Genomic DNA, 18,789 nt, shown 5'->3' on the forward strand with positions numbered 1-18,789 from the left:
CTACCGTGCCCAAAATCAAAAAACAAAGCAGGATGCCGTAGCGCCTTGCATTTGCCCTTGCATGTGTAAGTAAGGGTACATTCATAATGTTTTACAGATTAGGTTGAACAATTTGAAATAAAGGGTTAAGCTTTAACAGGTAGGAGGCATCCTTGAGAAGATGAAGTAGGGGAGCAGGGGTATTTGGGTGAGACTAAATCGATTCGAAATTAATTATGTAAAGAATGGTTTGTAATTATATTCGATGAATAGGTGTGTAGACCGGATAAATGTGTATAAAGCCAAGTTTAAATAGGCTTATGGGTGTAGTGGTTTGATAAGAAAGTAATCAGTTGGAAAGCAATCGGTAAGAAAAAGAGATGCGGCTAAGATGAGGATTTTGTAGTAATTGAGTGTTTTATAGAATTGTATTAATATTATGCTAAGCTCCTATTGACAGCGGAGTTTGCCATCTCACATCTACATGCCGTAAACCATTTTGCCCGTATGCTAGTGCTGCCTTAAGAAAGTTCAACGTGGACTCTTGTTTTAGGTGTGGAGCTTATAATGTCATTAACTTACGCTTACATATCCCTCATTCTTTTTGTACCCACTAGCCGGTTAATGTACCCACAACCGGTCAATTGGGCACTTCAGCACTACCGGGTAGAAATTATCAGCCGAATTCTACCAGGGGCTGGCTTACCCGGCTCTGTTCTTCTTTGGTAAAATCTTAAAGATTGGTTAGTTTAGAGCCTCATTGTTCTTGTTTTATTTACTCCAGGCTCTGTTCTTTAGAAGAATAGAAATTTACTTTGCCTTGCCAAACACGCTTACACCAGACAGATGGGAAAGATAGCTTTTGAGAAGTGGATTGGGGGAACCCTCGCCCTGTTGGTGCTTTTGCTGGCTGCGTGCACTTCTTCCCCGGAGACTAAGAAGTTTAAGATTGGTTTTTCCCAGTGTACCGAGGGCGATGCTTGGCGCAAAGCCATGCACAAGGAGATGCTGCGGGAAGCCTCCTTCCATCCAGAGTTGGAGCTGCAAATTAAAGACGCCAAAAACAGCAGCGCGGCGCAGGTAAAGCAGATCAGGGAGTTTATTGACCAAGAGGTAGATCTGCTCATTGTCTCGCCCAATGAAGCAGAGCCTATTACCCCGGTAGTGGAAGAGGCGTTTGAGAAAGGCATTCCGGTGATCCTGGTAGACCGCAAGATCAGCTCTTCTTCCTACAGCGCGTACGTGGGGGCCGACAATTTCCAGATTGGGAAACTGGCCGGGGAGTACATCGCCAACTTGCTGAACGGGAGAGGAAACGTCATAGAAGTTTGGGGATTAGAGGGCTCCTCGGCGGCCGTGGAGCGGCACAGGGGCTTCAGGGAGGCCACCAAGAGTTTCCCCGATCTCAAAGTAGTGGCAGAAGTAAAAGGTGAGTGGGAAAAGGAAGTTGCCAAAAAGCGCTTCCCGGCCGTTTTCAACCAGTTCCGCAACGTAGACCTGGTCTTTGCTCATAATGATGTCATGGCCCAGGGGGCGTACGAGAGCCTGCACGGGAACCCGGCCCAGCACCGGCTTAAATTCACCGGGTTTGATGGATTGCCCGGGCCCAACGGCGGTCTGCAGTTCCTGGAAGACGGCATCCTGGATGCTACCTTTCTGTATCCTACCGGGGGCGAGGAGATCATGCAATTGGCCACCAACATCCTGCAGGGGCGGCCTTACCAGAAGGAAAACCTCCTGAACACCACCGTGATTGATGGGCGCAATGTCCATATCATGAAACAGCAGGCCAATAAGATCATTACCCAGGAGGAGAACATCAACCGGCAGCAGAACAAGATCAATGAGCAGATCAGGATTTACAACAACCAACGCACGCTGCTCTACATTTTAATTGGCAGCTTAACCGGGGTAGTGGTGCTAGGGGCGTATGCCTTGTACTCCCTAAGGATCAGGCATGAGACCAACCAGGCCTTGATTGCCAAAAACCGCGAGATCCTGGAACAGCGCAACCAGATTGCCGCCATGGCCCGCAAAGCCGAGAAAGCCACGGAGGCAAAGCTGAAGTTCTTCACGAACGTATCGCATGAGTTCCGGACACCCCTGACCCTGATTCTGGGTCCGGTGGAGGATGCCCTGCAGAGCGACATTTCCATAGGGCTGAAGAAGGACATGCTGCTGGTGCGCCAGAATGCGCTGCGCCTGCTCAAACTGGTAAACCAATTGATGGACTTCCGGAAGGTGGAACGCAAGAAAATGCTGTTGCAGGCCACGGAGAATGACCTGGTCAGGTTTGTGGAGGAAGTGGTCCATTCTTTTGAGCGGCTGGCCCGCAAGCGCCACATCCAGCTACGGGTAAAATCTGAGCTGAAAGAGATCAACGTTTACTTTGACCGTGACAAGATTGACAAGATCCTCTTCAACCTGCTCTCCAACTCCTTCAAGTTCACAAGAGACAACGGCCGCATTACGGTAACCCTGGAGCTGTCTGATGACCGTACCCACGTGTTGGTGGCGGTGGAAGACAACGGAAAGGGAATGACTCCCACCCAGGCCGCCAGCGCGTTTGACCGTTTCTACACTGCCGAGGATAACGTAAGCCTGGGAACCGGGTTGGGCCTGGCCCTTTCCAAAGAGTTCATCAAACTGCACCACGGCGACATTACCGTGGTGAGCAAAGAACGCGAAGGAACCCGCTTTGTCTTCACACTGCCCCTGGGGAAAGCCCACCTGAAAGAAGAGGAAATTGTGGTAAGAACGGCCAGGGCCGAACAAAACGCCCCCCTGGTGGCGGGCGTGCTGGACGCCGATCTGGAACTATTTGCCAATGTGCAGGACCAGGAAAGCTCTGAAAGGGTAAAGGAGCATACCGTACTGGTGATTGAAGACAACAAAGAACTGCGGGAGTTCCTGGTGTCAAGGCTGCAGGCCGAGTTCAACGTGGTAGATGCGCCTCAGGGTACCTACGGGCTGCAGCAGGCCTTTGACATAGTGCCTGATCTGATCATCTGTGATGTGACGCTGCCCCAGAAAGATGGCCTGGAGATCACCGCCGCCCTCAGGAATGACATGCGCACCTCCCACATTCCGGTGGTGCTGTTAACCGCCAAAGATAGCTTGGAATATAAGATTGACGGCATCCAGGCCGGGGCAGATCTGTACGTGACCAAACCGTTCAGTTACCTGTACCTGCTGGAGCGGGTAAAAGGCCTCATCAGGAACCGCGAACTGCTCAAGGTCTATTACAACAGCGCCATTGCGGTAGAAACCAAGGTGCATACCGCCCAGCCCAAACAACTGGACAAAAAGTTTATCAATGAGTTGGCAGCTTTGGTGGAGAAAAACCTCCAGAACCCCGACATGAACGCCAATGACATTGCCGCTGCCCTGGGCATGTCCAGGGTGCATTTGTACCGGAAAATGAAAGCCCTGCTGGGCTACTCCCTCAATGACTACATAGTAGGAGCGCGCCTGAAGAAAGCCCGCCATCTTCTCCTAAACAGCCAGATGAACATTTCTGAAATAGCATACGAAGTAGGCTTTTCCTCGCCAACCTATTTCTCCACCGCCTTCCGGAACCATTTCAACATGAGTCCCTCAGATTTTAAATCGTCGCGGCCGGGGAAAGAGAAGAGCGTGGTGTAAGTCCATTTTGGCGATGGCATGCAAATTCCCTGTTTTGGGGCTGATTTTACAGAATCAGCCTCAAAACAGGGAATTTACTTTTATCCGCTCTACGCAGGTTGGTTAAGCCTTATCGTTTCGAAAGTTGCTGCTGCCCGCCGTTGCAGCCGCGACCAACTTGGGCCTCCTTCGAAAAGTAGGACTGAAGTCTTAGCGGGACTGACGTGCTCTTGGGCAGAGTAAAAAGGATAGAACCCCGCTTTCCCCCACGGAAGCTTTGCAGGATAATGTTTAGTTAGCCACTAAAGCAGGGCAGCCACGTTCAGTGCCATGTCATCGCCCTCTCTAAACTTTGGTTCTGTTTCTTTGATATTTCGGCAAAATAAGCCGGTGACCAGGTGGGTTTCCTGCGTGTTTTTCAAAAAGAAGCCAAGAAACAAGAAAATCTGTGCTCAAACTCCGGTGAAGCCCTGCCTGATGTATCAAAACCGTAACCCAGGTTACAAAAATGAAAGGGAGTTGTGTGAAATATGAAATTTAATTGATTGATAATCATAGTATTAAGTGGTTTTTGCCGATGGTATCAAAATGAATGTTTTTTGAGAATCTGCTGAAATGAAAGGTTATGCGAGGAGCCTACCTTCGGGAAAAACATTTCAATTTCATGGCAAACAAAAAAGTATTCTTCTGGTCCATTGTAGTAGCCCTGGGCGGTTTCTTGTTCGGGTTTGATACTGCGGTTATCTCTGGGGCTGAGAAAGCCATCCAGAAATTATGGCAACTAAATGTGTTTGAACACGGCTTAACGGTAGCCATTGCTTTAATAGGAACGGTGTTGGGTTCCCTCACGGGCGGCATTCCCTCAGACAAGTACGGGCGTAAGAACACCCTGTTCGGTATTGCGGTGCTGTACCTGCTGTCTTCCATGGGCACTGCCCTGGCCCCGGATTGGTACACGTTTCTGGTTTTCCGGTTCCTGGGTGGAGTGGGCATTGGAGTATCTTCGGTGACGGCTCCTCTGTATATCTCTGAAATTTCCCCGGCCAAGACCAGGGGCAAAATGGTGGCCCTGTTCCAGTTCAATATTGTGTTCGGAATCCTGGCCGCCTACCTGTCTAATTACTTGTTTGCCGGAATAGGGGAGCATGACTGGCGCTGGATGCTGGGCGTGCAGGCCGTGCCATCCATCATTTTCCTGGTGATGGTGCTGGTGGTACCCGAAAGCCCGAGATGGCTGCTCCTGATGCGGCCAGGCAGAACCGAAGAGGCCAAAAGAACCCTGCAGATTGCCAACCCAGACGCCAACGTGAACCAGATGGTCACCGACATTCTGCTGTCTGCCCAGGAAACAGATGACCAGGGCCACAAGCCTTCCCTGTTCTCCAAGAAATACTCCTTGCCTATCACGCTGGCGGTCTTGTTTGCCTTCTTCAACCAGGTTTCGGGCATTAACGCCATCATCTACTACGCGCCCCGCATTTTTGAGATGGTGGGCCTGGGGCAGGAATCGGCTTTGCTCTCCTCGGCGGGCATTGGGTTGGTGAACTTCCTCTTCACGCTGCTGGCCATGAACGTAATTGACCGGTTTGGGCGGCGCACCCTCATGCTCATCGGTTCCCTGGGGCTGATCGTGACGCTGGGGCTGGTGGCAAAGGCCTTTTACCAGGAAGAATTCAGCGGCATTGCCGTGCCCATCTACTTGTTTGTGTACATTGCCTTCTTCGCCTTCTCCCAGGGAGCCGTGATTTGGGTGTTTATTTCAGAAATCTTCCCCAATCAGGTACGGGCGTCAGGCCAGGCCCTGGGCAGCTTCACCCACTGGATCATGGCCGCCCTTATTGCTTTCAGCTTCCCCTACATTGCCGAAACGCTGGGCGGGGGCAATACCTTCATGATCTTCACGGGCATGATGGTGCTGCAACTGATCTTTGTGTGGCGCATGATGCCCGAGACCAAAGGCACCTCCCTGGAGAAAATTGAAAAAAGCGTTGTCTTCCACTAAGCCAAAACCCTTTATGCAGCAAAAGATAGTTTGTTTCGGAGAAGTACTATGGGACATCCTGCCCAGCGGAAAACTGCCCGGCGGCGCCCCTATGAACGTGGCCATTCACCTGCGCCGCAACGGGTTTGATCCCGCGGTGGTGAGTAGGGTGGGCAACGATGACCTGGGCAAAGAACTGGTTTCCTTCCTGAAGGAACAGCACGTCAATACCGATTGGATCCAAACCGGCCAAACCCACCTCACCGGAGTGGTAAAAGCCAACATCTCTGATCGTAACGAGGTCACCTACAAGATTGTGGAGCCGGTTGCCTGGGACTACATCCAGTTTGAAGAGAGAACCGCCGAGCTGATCTCGCAGAGCGATGTCTTTATTTACGGCAGCCTGGTAGCACGCAACACCACTTCCCAAGAGACTTTGTTCCAGTACCTGCCGTTGGCAAACCTCAAGATCTTTGACGTGAACCTTCGGCCGCCGCACTACACCCCAGAGCGGGTCCTGACCCTGCTAGAGTTTGCCGACATAGTAAAGATGAACCACCAGGAACTGGCAGAGCTCTGCGAGTGGCTGGGAGCAGAGGGAGACCCAAAACAACAGATGCAGTTCCTCAAAGACCGCTTTAACCTGGAACTGGTGATTGTGACCCGCGGAGACCAGGGCGCTGCCGCCCTGAATGAGACAGGCTACTTTGAACATGAAGGTTTTCAGGTAGAAGTAGAAGATACCATTGGCAGCGGTGATGCCTTCCTGGCTACGTTCCTCACCAACTACCTCCAACAAAAACCACTGGATCATACCCTGGAGAGAGCCTGCCTGATTGGGGCTTTCCTGGCTACGCAGCGAGGGGCTACCCCGGCTTATGTGCCCCAGGAGATTACTGTAGAGTCGCTTACCAACATGAATAAAGAGCACTTACCTCTCTAATCAACTAAAATCACATCAGAACATATGAAAAGATTCCTACACCTAATGCTTGTTTTGCTCTGTACGGTGCGTGCCGTGCAGGGGCAAAACCTTACGGAAGTTACCGGTCAGGTACTATCCGTAGAAAAAAATGAACCGCTGATAGGAGTATCGGTAGTGGTGAAAGGCACTACCACGGGCACTACCACTGATGCAGATGGAAGATTCTCCCTGAGAGCAGCAGACAATGCTGTCTTGGTGGTCACTTACCTGGGGTTTCTTTCGCAGGAGGTGGCTGTGAGCGGGAGAAGCAACATACAGGTAAAACTGCAGCCTGATGTGAAGGTGTTGGAAGAAGTAGTAGTGACAGGGTACCAGACCGAACGGAAAAAGGATTTAACCGGTGCCGTTTCTGTGGTAGACACAGATGACATGAAAAGACAGGCGGTGGCAAACCCGGTGAAAGCGCTGCAAGGCAGGGTAGCCGGGATGACAGTAACGGGTAACGGGTCCCCGAGCTCACCTGCCACGGTCCGCATCCGGGGGATTGGTACGTTCAACAACAATGACCCCCTGTACATCATTGATGGGGTGCCCACCAAGGCAGGAATGCATGAACTGAACCCAGCCGACATAGAGTCCTTGCAGGTGTTGAAAGATGCCTCTGCCGCCAGTATCTACGGATCCCGCGCCGGTAACGGGGTGATTGTGATTACTACCAAGCGAGGCGCCAAGGGGGTTCCCCAGATTAACGCGAATGTGTATTCGTCCTTTTCTAGGTTTACCACCAGAACTGACATGATGAACACTGAGGAGTATGGCAGAGCTTTATGGCAGGCAAACGTGAACGCTGGCCGTGACCCCAACGCCAACAGCGTGAGCTACTTCTTTGACTGGAACGTAGATCCGGCCTCAGGTCGGCCAGTCCTGAACAAGGTACTGGTGCCAAAGTACCTGGACGAGAACAACACCATGCGTTCTTCCAACACGGATTGGTTCAAGGAAATTTCCCGCACCGGGGTAATCCAGAACTATGACGTTTCTATGTCTAACGGCACCGAGAACGGTAACTACCTCTTGTCTCTGGGTTATTTCAAGAATGAGGGGGTGATCAAGACGTCAGAGTTTGACCGCCTTTCGCTTCGTCTCAACACAGATTACAAGTTCTTTGGAGGGAAGATCATTGTAGGGGAGAACCTGAGCATCACCAAAACCAAGGAAGTGGGTGCCTCGCCCATGAACGAGGCCATGCAGGCGCTGCCCATCATTCCGGTCAGGACCGAAGACGGCGGCTGGGGCGGACCGGTAGGCGGCATGAATGACCGCCAGAATCCGGTACGGTTGCTGGAAGACAACAAGCATAACAACTATGACTTCATGCGCTTGTTCGGGAACCTGTTCGCCGAGGCGGAGATCCTGAAAGGCTTGAAGTTCAGAAGTAACCTGGGCATAGACTATGGCAATTACACCCATAGAAGGTATCAGAAGAAATACACCTCTGGCTATCTCAACAACCCCAACAACAGCCTTGACAACAACCAGAGCCACAGCGTGAAAACCACCTGGTCCAACACCTTCAACTATGAATACGCCGTTGGAAACCACCGGGTAAGCGCCCTGGCCGGGGTAGAATACTTCAGAGATTACTTCACCACCTTCTCGGCCACCAGAACCGGGTTTGAGTTAGAGACCGACGACTTCATGTATCTGGATGCCGGTACCGGGGTAGCCGGGGTGTCTGGTAGCGGGGCAGAGCACGTGTTGCTGTCTTACTTTGGCAGAACCAACTACTCCTTTGCCGATAAGTACCTGTTCTCTTTCACCATCAGACGCGACGGGTCTTCCCGTTTCGGGCAGAACAACCGGTTTGGTACTTTTCCCGCCTTCTCGGTGGGCTGGCGTCTGAGCGAGGAAGGTTTCATTAAGAACAACCTTGCCTTTGTTGATGACCTGAAGCTGCGCTTTGGCTGGGGTATGACCGGTAACCAGGAAATTGACAACAATGCCATCTACAACATCTATCTGGCCAACTACGCAACAACGGCTTACGACATCAACGGCAACAAGACCGGCGTGCTGCCTTCGGGCTTCAGACTTGCCCAGAACGCCAATCCTAACCTGCGGTGGGAAGCCACTACCATGTCAAACCTGGGGGTAGACTTTACCTTGTTCAACCAGAAGATTTATGGTAGTGCCGAGGCGTATATCAGAAAAACCTCCGACATTCTTATCCTGCCCCCTTACATTGCTACGCTGGGCGAAGGCGGTAACCAGTGGGTGAATGGCGCCTCAATGGAGAATAAAGGACTGGAGCTGAGCATTGGCCACCGTACCGAAATTGGCCAGTTGTCATTGGACCTCAACGGGAACATTGACATGTACCGCAACAAGGTGACCAAGCTTCCTGCCTCGGTGGTAAACGCCTACGGCGGAAATGGTACTGACCAGAACATCCTGGGCCGTCCGCTGGGGTCTTTTTACGGCTATGTGGCCGACGGTTTGTTCAGAACACAGGAGGAACTGGACGCCCATGCGGCGCAGGATGGAAAAGGCCTGGGCAGAATCCGGTACAAAGACCTGAATGATGACAATGTCATCAACAGTGAAGACCGTACCTGGATTGGCAGACCGCACCCAGACTTCTCTTACGGCTTCAATGCCTCTGCCCGGTACAAGAACTTTGACTTCAACTTCTTCCTGCAGGGAGTATCTGGTATTGACGTAGTGAATGACTGGAAGTTTATCACTGATTTCTGGAGTGTTTCTGAAACAGGATCCAACAAAGGCACGCGCTTACTGGATGGCTGGTCTCCTACCAACCCAGACTCAGACATTCCGGCCATTTCCCTCACAGATGCCAACTTTGAGTCCCGGTTTTCAACCTACTTTATTGAAAAAGGCTCTTATCTGAAGTTGCGCAATGCCCAGGTAGGCTACACCTTCAATCCGGCGCTTACCTCCCGGTTCAAGATTCAATCGCTGCGGGTGTACGTGGGCGGCGATAACCTAGGCATCCTGCTAAAGAGCAAATCATTCACTGGTATTGACCCTGAGAACCCCGGGTACGGGTATCCTAACCCAATTGTGGGTACAGTAGGTGCAAACATCAGGTTTTAATCATTCACTGACAGCAAAAGATCTATATGAAAAAGTTTTTATTGACAGTTGTGGGTGCCCTGGCGTTGAGCACCGCTTGTCAGGACCAATTGGAAGTAGACCCAAAAGGAATTTTGAATGAAGGCCAACTCACCTCCCCGGAGAACGCAGAGGGGCTGGTGATTGCCGCCTACTCTTTTCTGGCCAATGACTGGTACAATGCGCCCAATAGCCTGTGGCCCTACGGCAACATCCGGTCAGATGATGCTTACAAAGGAGGCCGCGACCCGGGGGACATCCAGGGCTACCACTTTTTGGAGACTTTTACGGGAACCAGGCCAGAAATAGGGGAGATTGACGCCATGTGGTTTCAGCTCTACAGCGGGGTAAGACGGGCTAATATTGCACTTAGAATTGTGAATGGCTTCACGGAGCAGCAATACCCCAAGGTAAATACCCGCAAGGCGGAGTTGCGCTTTATAAGGGGGCACTTCTACTTTGCCCTGAAGGTCCTGTTCAACCGCATCCCGTACATGGATGAGAATGTGCCCGCAGAAGAGTATGTCACCATTACCAACGATGAGTTTACCAGCGATCAGTTGTGGGAGAAAATTGCGCAGGACTTTGAGTACGCCGCGGCAAACCTACCGCTCACGCAACCAGAGGTAGGCCGGGCCGACCAGATTGCCGCCTATGCGTACCTGGCCAAAACCCGGTTGTACCAGGCATACGAGAAAAATGATCGGCACCAGGTGACCAACATCAACCCGCAGCGCCTGCAGCAGGTGATTGATGCAGCCAACAAAGTGATCTCCTCTAACCACGGGCTTGAGCCAGACTTCGCCAATAACTTTCTGCCCGGTCCTTTTGAGAACGGAAGAGAGTCCTTGTTTGCGGTGCAGTTTTCTGCCAATGACGGGGTAGTGCGCGGTGGTGCCTGGGGTAGGGCAGACGGAAGGGTGAATTACGGAGATATGCTGTCCAGCCCGCAGGGCCTGGGATGCTGTGACTTCCAGAAGCCGTCGCAGAACCTGGTCAATGCCTTCAGAACCAACTCAGCAGGCGTGCCCTTGTTTGATACTTTTAATCAGCAGAACGTTGACTTTGGCCTGCATACCGTTGATCCCCGCTTAGACCATACCGTGGCCCGCCCGGGAAACCCCTGGAAGTATGAAACCAACCGGATCTTTGACAACAGCTGGAGCCGTACGCCCGATATCTACGGGTACTTCAACTCCCTGAAGGAAAACGTTTCGCCGGATGACCCCGGGTTCATGAACGCCGATCCTTTCCGGGCCAACTCCAAGGCCAGAATAGTCCTGCGCTACGCCGATGTACTTCTCATGAAAGCCGAAGCCCTCATAGAACTTGATCGCCTGGAGGAAGCCTTGCCACTGATCAACCAGGTGAGAAGCCGGGCTGCTGCCAGCCTGGCCCGGCTCAGACATGCCACCGGGACCCAATTGGCCAACTACAATGTGCAGCCTTATGAACCAGGGGTGAACATTGAGTGGAACAAGGAGAATGCCCGCAAGGCCCTTCGGTTTGAACGCCGACTGGAATTGGCCATGGAAAGCCAACGGTTCTTTGATCTGGTACGCTGGGGTATTGCTGCCCAGGTAATGAATGAGTATCTGGACACAGAGAAAACCCGCCGGGAGTACCTCAAGGAAGGCAGCTTCACCGCCGGGAAGCATGAATACCTGCCTATTCCTCAGAACCAGATTTTCTTCAGTGAAAACAGATACGTGCAGAACCCCGGCTATGAGTAACAGGCCGGGTGCTTATAGCCAAGAACAAAGTTGAAAGTGCTTGTATACAGTTTCAGATGAAAATTATCCAGAGATGAAAAAAATAAGGTTAACGATAAAACCACTCCTTGCCCTATTTGTGATGGTGTTCATGATTAGCGGGTGTGAGGAAGATTCTGAATCTACGCTAGACCTAGACGGCGATGTAGATATCCTTTCTTTTCAGGTGCAGGGAGCCCAGCAGGTGACCATTGACGAGAAGAAGCGAACTATTGTAATCACCTACCCCGGGGGAAGCGACATCTCCCATGTTGTTCCTGCCATCTCCGTCTCAGAGGGAGCCTCCATCAGTCCTGCCTCCGGAACCCCGCTGGACCTAAGGTCGCCCCAGACCTTTACCCTGGTGAATGGCAACCTGTTTAAGAAGTACACGGTCTCTGCCAATGTGCTGAGCGTTACGGCTTTCCTGAGCCACCACAGCAGCGTGGCCAACATACAGGACGATGATGAGAAAGCGCTGGCTACCTGGTTCTTTGATAAGTATGACGATGACCTGGCTGCCTTTGTAAGCTTCCAGGACATAAAAAACGGCACCGTGGACCTGAGCAAGTTCAAAACCATTATGTGGTATCTGGATGGGGATGCCGAGGAGAAGTTTACCATGCCTGCTATCTCGCAGGACCCGGAGGTGCTTGCCAAACTCAAGGATTGGTACAAAGAAGGCGGTAATTTCTACATGCTGGGGTATGCCAACCAGTACTTCTTTGACCTGGAAAGGATGGAGAACACTTACCGCCTGGCCATTGGCAACGGACAAGGGTTTGAGAATGGTGACACCTGGGGCGTAAACGTGAATGTAAACCGCAACAAAGACAACAGCAGCCATGGCTTGTTTGCCGGCATCAACCTGACCGCCCATGGCGATGGGCGCAAGACATTCCCGGTTTTGGGGGCAGGCTGGAGAGAAGACCACAACTTTGTGCTGGTAGAAATCCCTGCCATCTACGGCTTGCCCAACGACAGTGAGAGTGCCTATACCACCTTCACGCAGCAGAACAACGCAAGATGGCTGGCCACCTGGGATGGTATTGGCGACTACTTCATGGCCGGCATTGTAGAGCTGCTTCCCACCAATGAATTCAAAGGAAGAGGTATCTGGCAGGGCATAGGCGGTATAGAATGGAACCAGAACGACAAAGGAACCATCAACCCCAGCGGGACCAATGCCCACCAGGCCAATGTGGAGAAGTTGGCCGAGAACGCAATCAGGTACCTAGCCGCTAATTAATGATGGAAAAGATGGTCTGTAAGGTTTTATTTATCTGCTGTGTTGGCCTGGCAGCCAGCCTGGGTTTCCGGGCCTCGGCACAGTCAACCAGTTACAATGAGCCTTACAGGCCTCAATACCATTTCTCGCCCAAAGCCAACTGGATCAATGATCCCTGTGGCATGGTGTACCTGGATGGCGAGTACCACCTCATGTACCAGTACAACCCCTTTGGGACCCAGTGGGGCAGTATGTCCTGGGGGCATGCGGTCTCCCGCGATCTGGTGCACTGGGAAGAGCTGCCGGTGGCCCTCTATCCCGATGCCCAGGGACAGATCTTCTCTGGGGGAGCGGTCATTGACCACCACAATACCGCCGGGTTTGGGGCCGGGGCCATGGTAGCCATTTACACCAGCGCCGGGGATAAACAGAAACAGAGCATTGCCTACAGCCTGAACAAGGGAAGAACCTGGCGAAAATACACCGGCAATCCTGTGTTGCCTAACAGGGGAGTGGCTGACTTCAGAGATCCGCAGGTGTTCTGGCATGAGAAATCAGGCAAGTGGATCATGACCCTGGCCGTGGCTGACCGCATAGAGTTCTACTCTTCCCCAGACCTTAAGAACTGGGGGTTTGAAAGTAGCTTCGGGCAAACGGTAGGAGCCCATGGCGGCGTCTGGGAATGCCCCGATTTGTTCAGGTTAACCGTAGCCGGACAAGCAGAGCCGGTTTGGGTCTTAATGGTAAGCATCAACCCGGGTTCGCCCTCAGGCGGGTCCGGTACGCAGTACTTCCTGGGGAACTTTGATGGATCACGGTTCACGCTTACCGAAGAGTTCAGGGAGCTGCTCAACCAGGAAACCCCTTTGCCGGAGGGCGTTCTTTTTGAGGATTTTGAGGAAAGCAATTATAGCGCATGGGCGGTTACTGGTACCGCGTTCGGGGCAAAACCCGCAGCGGGAACCCTGCCCGGCCAACAAGTGGTGACAGGGTACCGGGGGCGGCAGCTGGTTAACTCCTACCTGAACGGGGATGGAGCTACCGGAAAACTTACTTCCCCTGCTTTTACCATCCAACATGAGGTGATCAATCTGCTGGTGGGTGGCGGAAACCACCCGGGTGGGGCAGAGGTCAGGTTGCTGGTTGATGGCCAGGTGGTTGCTTCCTCTACCGGCCAGAACGAGGAGAAACTCAGGTGGAAAGCCTGGAACGTAAATGACTTCATAGGCAAGCAGGCGTTTATTGAAATAGTAGACGAGGTAACGGGCTCCTGGGGCCACCTCAATGTGGATCATATCTACTTCTCGGATACCATAATTGAAGGCGAGACAAGGGAAGCCCTCTGGACAGATTACGGGCCTGACTTCTACGCGGGCAGGTCCTGGGAAAACCAACCCCAGGGTACCTATGAACGGGTATGGCTGGCCTGGATGAACAACTGGTCGTACGCGGGCAACCTTCCTACCAGTACCTGGAGGGGAAGTATGTCATTGCCCAGAGCCTTGGCGCTGCGGCGAAACGGGGACGGGCAGGTAAGGCTCTACCAAACCCCGGTGCAGGAAGTAGAAAAATTAAGGGCTGCTCCGGCTCCGGTTTCTTTCCAAAACCAGAGCATCACGGGCAGTAACCAACAGCTGGCGGCCCACGCCATAGCAGGTACCCGGTATGAGGTGCAGTTTGTCCTGGTTCCCGGAAATACCACTGCTAAAACGGGTATCCAGGTCAGGAAAGGCGGACAGGAGGTTACGGAGATAGGGTATGACCCTGAGACCAATGCCATTTACCTTGATCGCAGTAAATCCGGAGTTCATTTCTCAGGGGGGTATGCCCAAGTGTTTTACGCCCCTTTAGAGAAAAAGGAGCAGGAACTGCGCTTCAGGATCTTTGTGGATGAGTCTTCGGTGGAGGTGTTTGTGAACGACGGTGCCCTGGTGCAGACTGCCCGCATCTTTCCCTCGGCCCAGGCCACCGGGCTCTCTTTCTTTGGGGCCGAAGAGGTGCGGGTAAAGTCGTTCAACTTTTGGCCAATGGGGTCTATCTGGCAGAAAGACCCCTTGCAGGCAGAGGAAGAGAACCCGCTGGCAGCAGCCATCCAGGTTTATCCAAATCCCTCACAAGGTACCTTCCGGATCAGGAGTCGCCAACCCATAGAGGCGGTAGAATTTATTACCCTCTCGGGGCAAAGATTACCGATAGTCAAACAGGCCACTCCCTCAACAGACCTGGTGGTGCAGGTTCCCCAGGCAGGGGTGGTGAAGGGACTCCACTTCTTACAGATCAAGCTAAAAGGGGGAGGTACGGTGACTAAGAAAGTAGTGCTGCAGTAGTCAGAAGGTTGTCCCGTGCAACAGCTTTTGCCTTACTTTATAAAAAAACAGGAGCAAAACACATGAAAAAAGTTTTACCCTTTTTCCTGACAAGTTTCATCACGCTGGGTGCGCTGGCTCAAACGCCGGCGGTCCGGTTTTCATTTGAAGAGGCGGAGGGGCATACCGCTGCCGTGGAGGCTGTATCAGGAGCAAATCACCCTATCCGGAATAATTTCAGCCGGCCAGAGCGGGTGGCTGGCATTGAAGGGAAAGCCTTACGGCTAGATGGATTTTCTACGTGGGTGGAGGCCAGTTCTACCGTCAACTACGGGAAGCATTTCTCCTTTGAGACCTGGGTTGCCTTGGAAAGCTACCCTTCTGATGCCGAGGTTCCTTTTGCCAATCTTACTCCCTCTGCCCTTATTAGTCAGACAAACGGGGTAAATGGGTTCCAGGTAGGCGTAAATACGTTTGGTAACTGGTACTTCAGGGCCAACATCAGCGGGCAGATGTACACCTGCCAGGCTAAGGGGCTGTTCCCCGTGTACCAGTGGGTGCATGTGGCGGCGGTGGTAGATGGTGCGGCGGGCAGTATGAAGGTATATCTCAACGGCGCCGAAGCAGGGGCGGTGAGTATTCCCGTGAATGGCGAGCTAAACGAAGCTGCCGTGCCCCTGCTGATTGGCAAGAGTAACTCAGATAGAAAAGATGGAATCTTCCTGCTCAACGCCCTCAACGGAGCCATAGATGAAACGCGGTTCTACACCCAGAGCCTGGATGCCTCCACCATCCTGAGTCATTACCAGGCGGGGGCGGCCAAAGCGGCCAGCCTGGGCATCCGTTCTCTGGAAGTTCCTGCCGAGCGTTTTGCCCTGGATGTACAGCGTCCTAAGTACCACGCTTTGCCCCCGGCCAACTGGACCAACGAGCCTCATGGGTTGGTAAGGCATAATGGGCAGTACCACATGTTTTACCAGCGCACCCCAAACGGGCCCTTTAAAACACAAATGCACTGGGGCCACCTAGTAAGCCCTGATCTGGTAACCTGGACCAATGTGAAAGATGCGCTGTGGCCAAGCCTTCAATGGTCTGCTACCTCGGGGTATGACATGAAAGGCATCTGGTCTGGTGATGTAGTCATGCACCAGAACAAGGGGTATGCCTTCTACACCAACGTAAACCATTCCGGCTCTTACAACCCGGGTATCGCCCTGGCTACCAGTACTGATCCGGCCCTAGAAACCTGGGTAAAGCACGGCCCCATTATCGGGAAAGAACATGTCAATGACTTCCGTGATCCTTTCCTCTGGCAGGAAGGGGGTACCTGGCACATGCTCATTGGGGCGGCCTTAAGTACCGGCGGCGGACTGGCCTATTACACGTCAACGGATCTGCTGAACTGGACCTACAATCCTACCTTTACCTCCATTGCCTACCGGTTGATGGACATTGGCTCGGCTATCTGGGAGATGCCGGTGTTTGCCCCCATAGGCAACGGGAAGCATATTCTGGTGGTGAACCCCATAGGCGGAAGCGTTAACAAATACGGTCCTGGCCAGTATACCCGGGCCGTTTATTGGACCGGGGTGTGGCAAAGCGGGCGATTCGCCCCTGATTATTCCCAACCCAAGATGCTGGACGTTATCCATGGCCATCTGTCTCCTACTATTGAAACTGATTACAACAATGAGACCGTGGGCATTGGCATTGTGGACGAGCGCCGCTCCTCCCAGGCCCAACTGAACGCAGGGTGGGCCCACCTGTTTTCCTTGCCCCGCACCTGGTACCTGATGCCTGATGGTAGAACGTTGGGCCAGAAACCACTGGCGGCCTTAGCCAATCTACGGCAGGCAGGCACTTACAAAAGATATGAGGAGCAGGTAGTAACGGCCACCGCTGCCTTACCCGAGGTAGCCGGTAAAAGCACTGAGCTGGTCGCCTATGTAGACACCACGGCCACTGGTACCCGCTACGGCATAAATTTCAGGGTCTCACCCAACAAAGAGGAGATCACGTCTTTGTACTATGACACCCAGCTCCAGAAGTTCTTTCTGGATAAAAGAAAATCATCCCTCTCTCCGCAAACGGAGGAAAAGGTGCTCTTATCTGGCTCCTATGATGCCAAAGCTTTCGGGAAGCCCTATAAGTTTCAGGTGTTTATAGACCACTCGGTCATAGACGTTTTCATCAATGATGCCGCCGCCTTCTCTAACCGCATTTACCCTACCCTAAACACCAGTGAGGGCGTTGAGCTGTTTTCAGAAGGCGGCGCAACCCGGTTTCTCTCCGTGGAAGGCTGGGAGATGGCCCAGGCGGTTCCGGACCAAACCCCAGGCGAAGCCCCCGTTCATTTTCTGCGCTATGACTTTGAGCAGGGAAATCTGGCTGGGTTTACCGTTACCGGGCAGGCGTTTAGCGGTGGAGATGTCACTGCTGCTTCCCGGTGGAGCAACGGGGGGCCTTTTGGCCAGCAGGGATTACGGCACCTATGGGGAGCAAAAGAAGGAGGAGACGCTCAGACCGGTGAATTGAAAACCTCAGACTTTGTTTTGGGCGGCGACGGGAAAATAACATTCCTGTTGGGTGGGGGCAGAAACCCCGACCAACTCTATGTAGCCCTGGTAAGGGCCTCAGACAAGCAGGTGCTGGCAAAAGTTACCGGCAAGAACCAGGAAAAATACGAGAGGGAAGTACTGGATGGCAGTGCCTATATAGGCACCCGGTGCTATGTGGCGGTAGTAGACCAGGCCACCGGCGAATGGGGGCACTTGAACATTGATGATATCACCATCCCTTATACCGTAGCCACTACCAGTCTGGAACTCAGTAAAGAGAGGCTGGTCATGACCCCTGGCGCCAAAGAACCTCTCCATGCCTTAACCCAACCCGGTAACGCTACCCAAAAAGATGTGATGTGGAGTTCAAGCAACGGGGCGGTAGCCACTGTCAATGCTGCCGGTGAAGTAACTGCGGTTTCGCAGGGTACGGCTACCATTACCGCTACCTCGGCAGACGGGGCCTTTTCAGACCAGGCTACCGTCACGGTCCTGGCCGCTGGTGCTACCGGTACCTGGCGCTATGATTTTGAGCAGGGTGATTTTGGTAACCTGATCGTGACCGGATCTGCTTTCAGCTTGGCTGACATCACCAATGAAACCAACTGGGGCTGGGGTGGGCCTTTTAACCAGCAGGGAGAAAAACACCTCTGGGGGTTTAAGGCGGGCGGCGATGCGCAGACCGGCGAACTCAGAACCCCTGAATTTACGCTGGCGGGCGACGGTAAGATTAAGTTTCTGTTGGGCGGAGGGAAAAACCTGAACACCTTGTACGTGGCTTTGGTAAGAGCCTCTGACCATACGGTGCTCCTGAAAGCTACCGGACTGAATGATGAAGGGTATGCCCCCAAAGTACTGGATGCCGAAAGTTTTGTGGGCACCACCTGCTATGTGAAAGTGGTAGATCAGGAAACCGGAGGGTACGGTCACCTGAACCTGGATGATTTACAGATACCGGTGCTTACCCAGGTTACGGGCATAGAAGATGATTTTCTGGAGAGTCCATCCCTGGAAAGGATCCGGATCTATCCTGTGCCCGCAGAGGAGGCCTTTACCCTTGACCTCTCAGGCTTGAAAAACGAAGAGGCGCAGGTAGAAATTTTTGATATACAGGGCCTGCCGTGGAGCCGGTACTCTGTGCGTTCGGGCACCCGGGTGACCATACCGGTAAAAGACACCCTGGCAAAGGGAAAGCTCTACCTGGTACGAGTGACTACCTCATCGGGTACCGTCACCAAAAGGGTTCTCACCAAGTAATTCAGCTGAAGTGTAACAGGAATTTGTCCCGGGCTGCATGCCTGCAGA

The 18,789-nt window shown here is 52.8% G+C and carries 8 protein-coding genes; all 8 read left to right on the top strand.

All coding sequences use genetic code 11. The features are described from left to right. Positions 1–825: 825 nt before the first annotated feature. The 8 genes from JT718_RS10145 (at position 826) to JT718_RS10180 (ending at position 18,741) form a co-directional block, all read left to right on the top strand. Positions 826–3,624, top strand: coding sequence for a hybrid sensor histidine kinase/response regulator transcription factor (locus JT718_RS10145; protein WP_205502302.1), 2,799 nt, complete (start codon positions 826–828; stop codon positions 3,622–3,624). A 643-nt stretch (positions 3,625–4,267) separates the two neighbouring features. Next, positions 4,268–5,605: a sugar porter family MFS transporter gene (locus JT718_RS10150; RefSeq protein ID WP_205502305.1), complete on the top strand. Its 1,338-nt coding sequence runs from the start codon at positions 4,268–4,270 to the stop codon at positions 5,603–5,605. A gap of 13 nt (positions 5,606–5,618) precedes the next feature. Further along, positions 5,619–6,527 (top strand): carbohydrate kinase family protein, encoded by a 909-nt coding sequence (locus tag JT718_RS10155; RefSeq protein WP_205502307.1) that lies wholly within the window; start codon positions 5,619–5,621, stop codon positions 6,525–6,527. Positions 6,528–6,551: 24 nt separating this feature from the next. After that, complete coding sequence (locus JT718_RS10160) at positions 6,552–9,623, top strand: SusC/RagA family TonB-linked outer membrane protein (RefSeq protein WP_205502309.1); 3,072 nt, start codon at positions 6,552–6,554, stop codon at positions 9,621–9,623. 26 nt (positions 9,624–9,649) lie between these two features. Then, positions 9,650–11,374, top strand: coding sequence for a RagB/SusD family nutrient uptake outer membrane protein (locus JT718_RS10165; RefSeq protein ID WP_205502312.1), 1,725 nt, complete (start codon positions 9,650–9,652; stop codon positions 11,372–11,374). A 121-nt stretch (positions 11,375–11,495) separates the two neighbouring features. Beyond that, entirely contained in the window at positions 11,496–12,641 is a 1,146-nt protein-coding gene (locus tag JT718_RS10170; RefSeq protein ID WP_205502314.1) for a DUF4960 domain-containing protein, read from the top strand. Continuing rightward, positions 12,641–14,947: a GH32 C-terminal domain-containing protein gene (locus tag JT718_RS20715; protein WP_317195499.1), complete on the top strand. Its 2,307-nt coding sequence runs from the start codon at positions 12,641–12,643 to the stop codon at positions 14,945–14,947. Before JT718_RS10170 ends, JT718_RS20715 begins: the two co-directional genes overlap by 1 nt. A 62-nt stretch (positions 14,948–15,009) precedes the next feature. Next, positions 15,010–18,741 (top strand): GH32 C-terminal domain-containing protein, encoded by a 3,732-nt coding sequence (locus JT718_RS10180; RefSeq protein ID WP_205502318.1) that lies wholly within the window; start codon positions 15,010–15,012, stop codon positions 18,739–18,741. Positions 18,742–18,789: the final 48 nt, after the last annotated feature.

The organism is Rufibacter psychrotolerans (assembly GCF_016924645.1).
Taxonomy (GTDB): Bacteria; Bacteroidota; Bacteroidia; order Cytophagales; family Hymenobacteraceae; genus Nibribacter; species Nibribacter psychrotolerans.

Bases quoted from the DNA above. Each gene is read 5' to 3' on its own strand.
- JT718_RS10155 (WP_205502307.1), top strand. From the start codon at position 5,619: ATGCAGCAAAAGATAGTTTGTTTCGGAGAAGTACTATGGGACATCCTG.
- JT718_RS10160 (WP_205502309.1), top strand. From the start codon at position 6,552: ATGAAAAGATTCCTACACCTAATGCTTGTTTTGCTCTGTACGGTGCGT.
- JT718_RS10165 (WP_205502312.1), top strand. From the start codon at position 9,650: ATGAAAAAGTTTTTATTGACAGTTGTGGGTGCCCTGGCGTTGAGCACC.
- JT718_RS10145 (WP_205502302.1), top strand. From the start codon at position 826: ATGGGAAAGATAGCTTTTGAGAAGTGGATTGGGGGAACCCTCGCCCTG.
- JT718_RS10150 (WP_205502305.1), top strand. From the start codon at position 4,268: ATGGCAAACAAAAAAGTATTCTTCTGGTCCATTGTAGTAGCCCTGGGC.
- JT718_RS10180 (WP_205502318.1), top strand. From the start codon at position 15,010: ATGAAAAAAGTTTTACCCTTTTTCCTGACAAGTTTCATCACGCTGGGT.
- JT718_RS10170 (WP_205502314.1), top strand. From the start codon at position 11,496: ATGGTGTTCATGATTAGCGGGTGTGAGGAAGATTCTGAATCTACGCTA.
- JT718_RS20715 (WP_317195499.1), top strand. From the start codon at position 12,641: ATGATGGAAAAGATGGTCTGTAAGGTTTTATTTATCTGCTGTGTTGGC.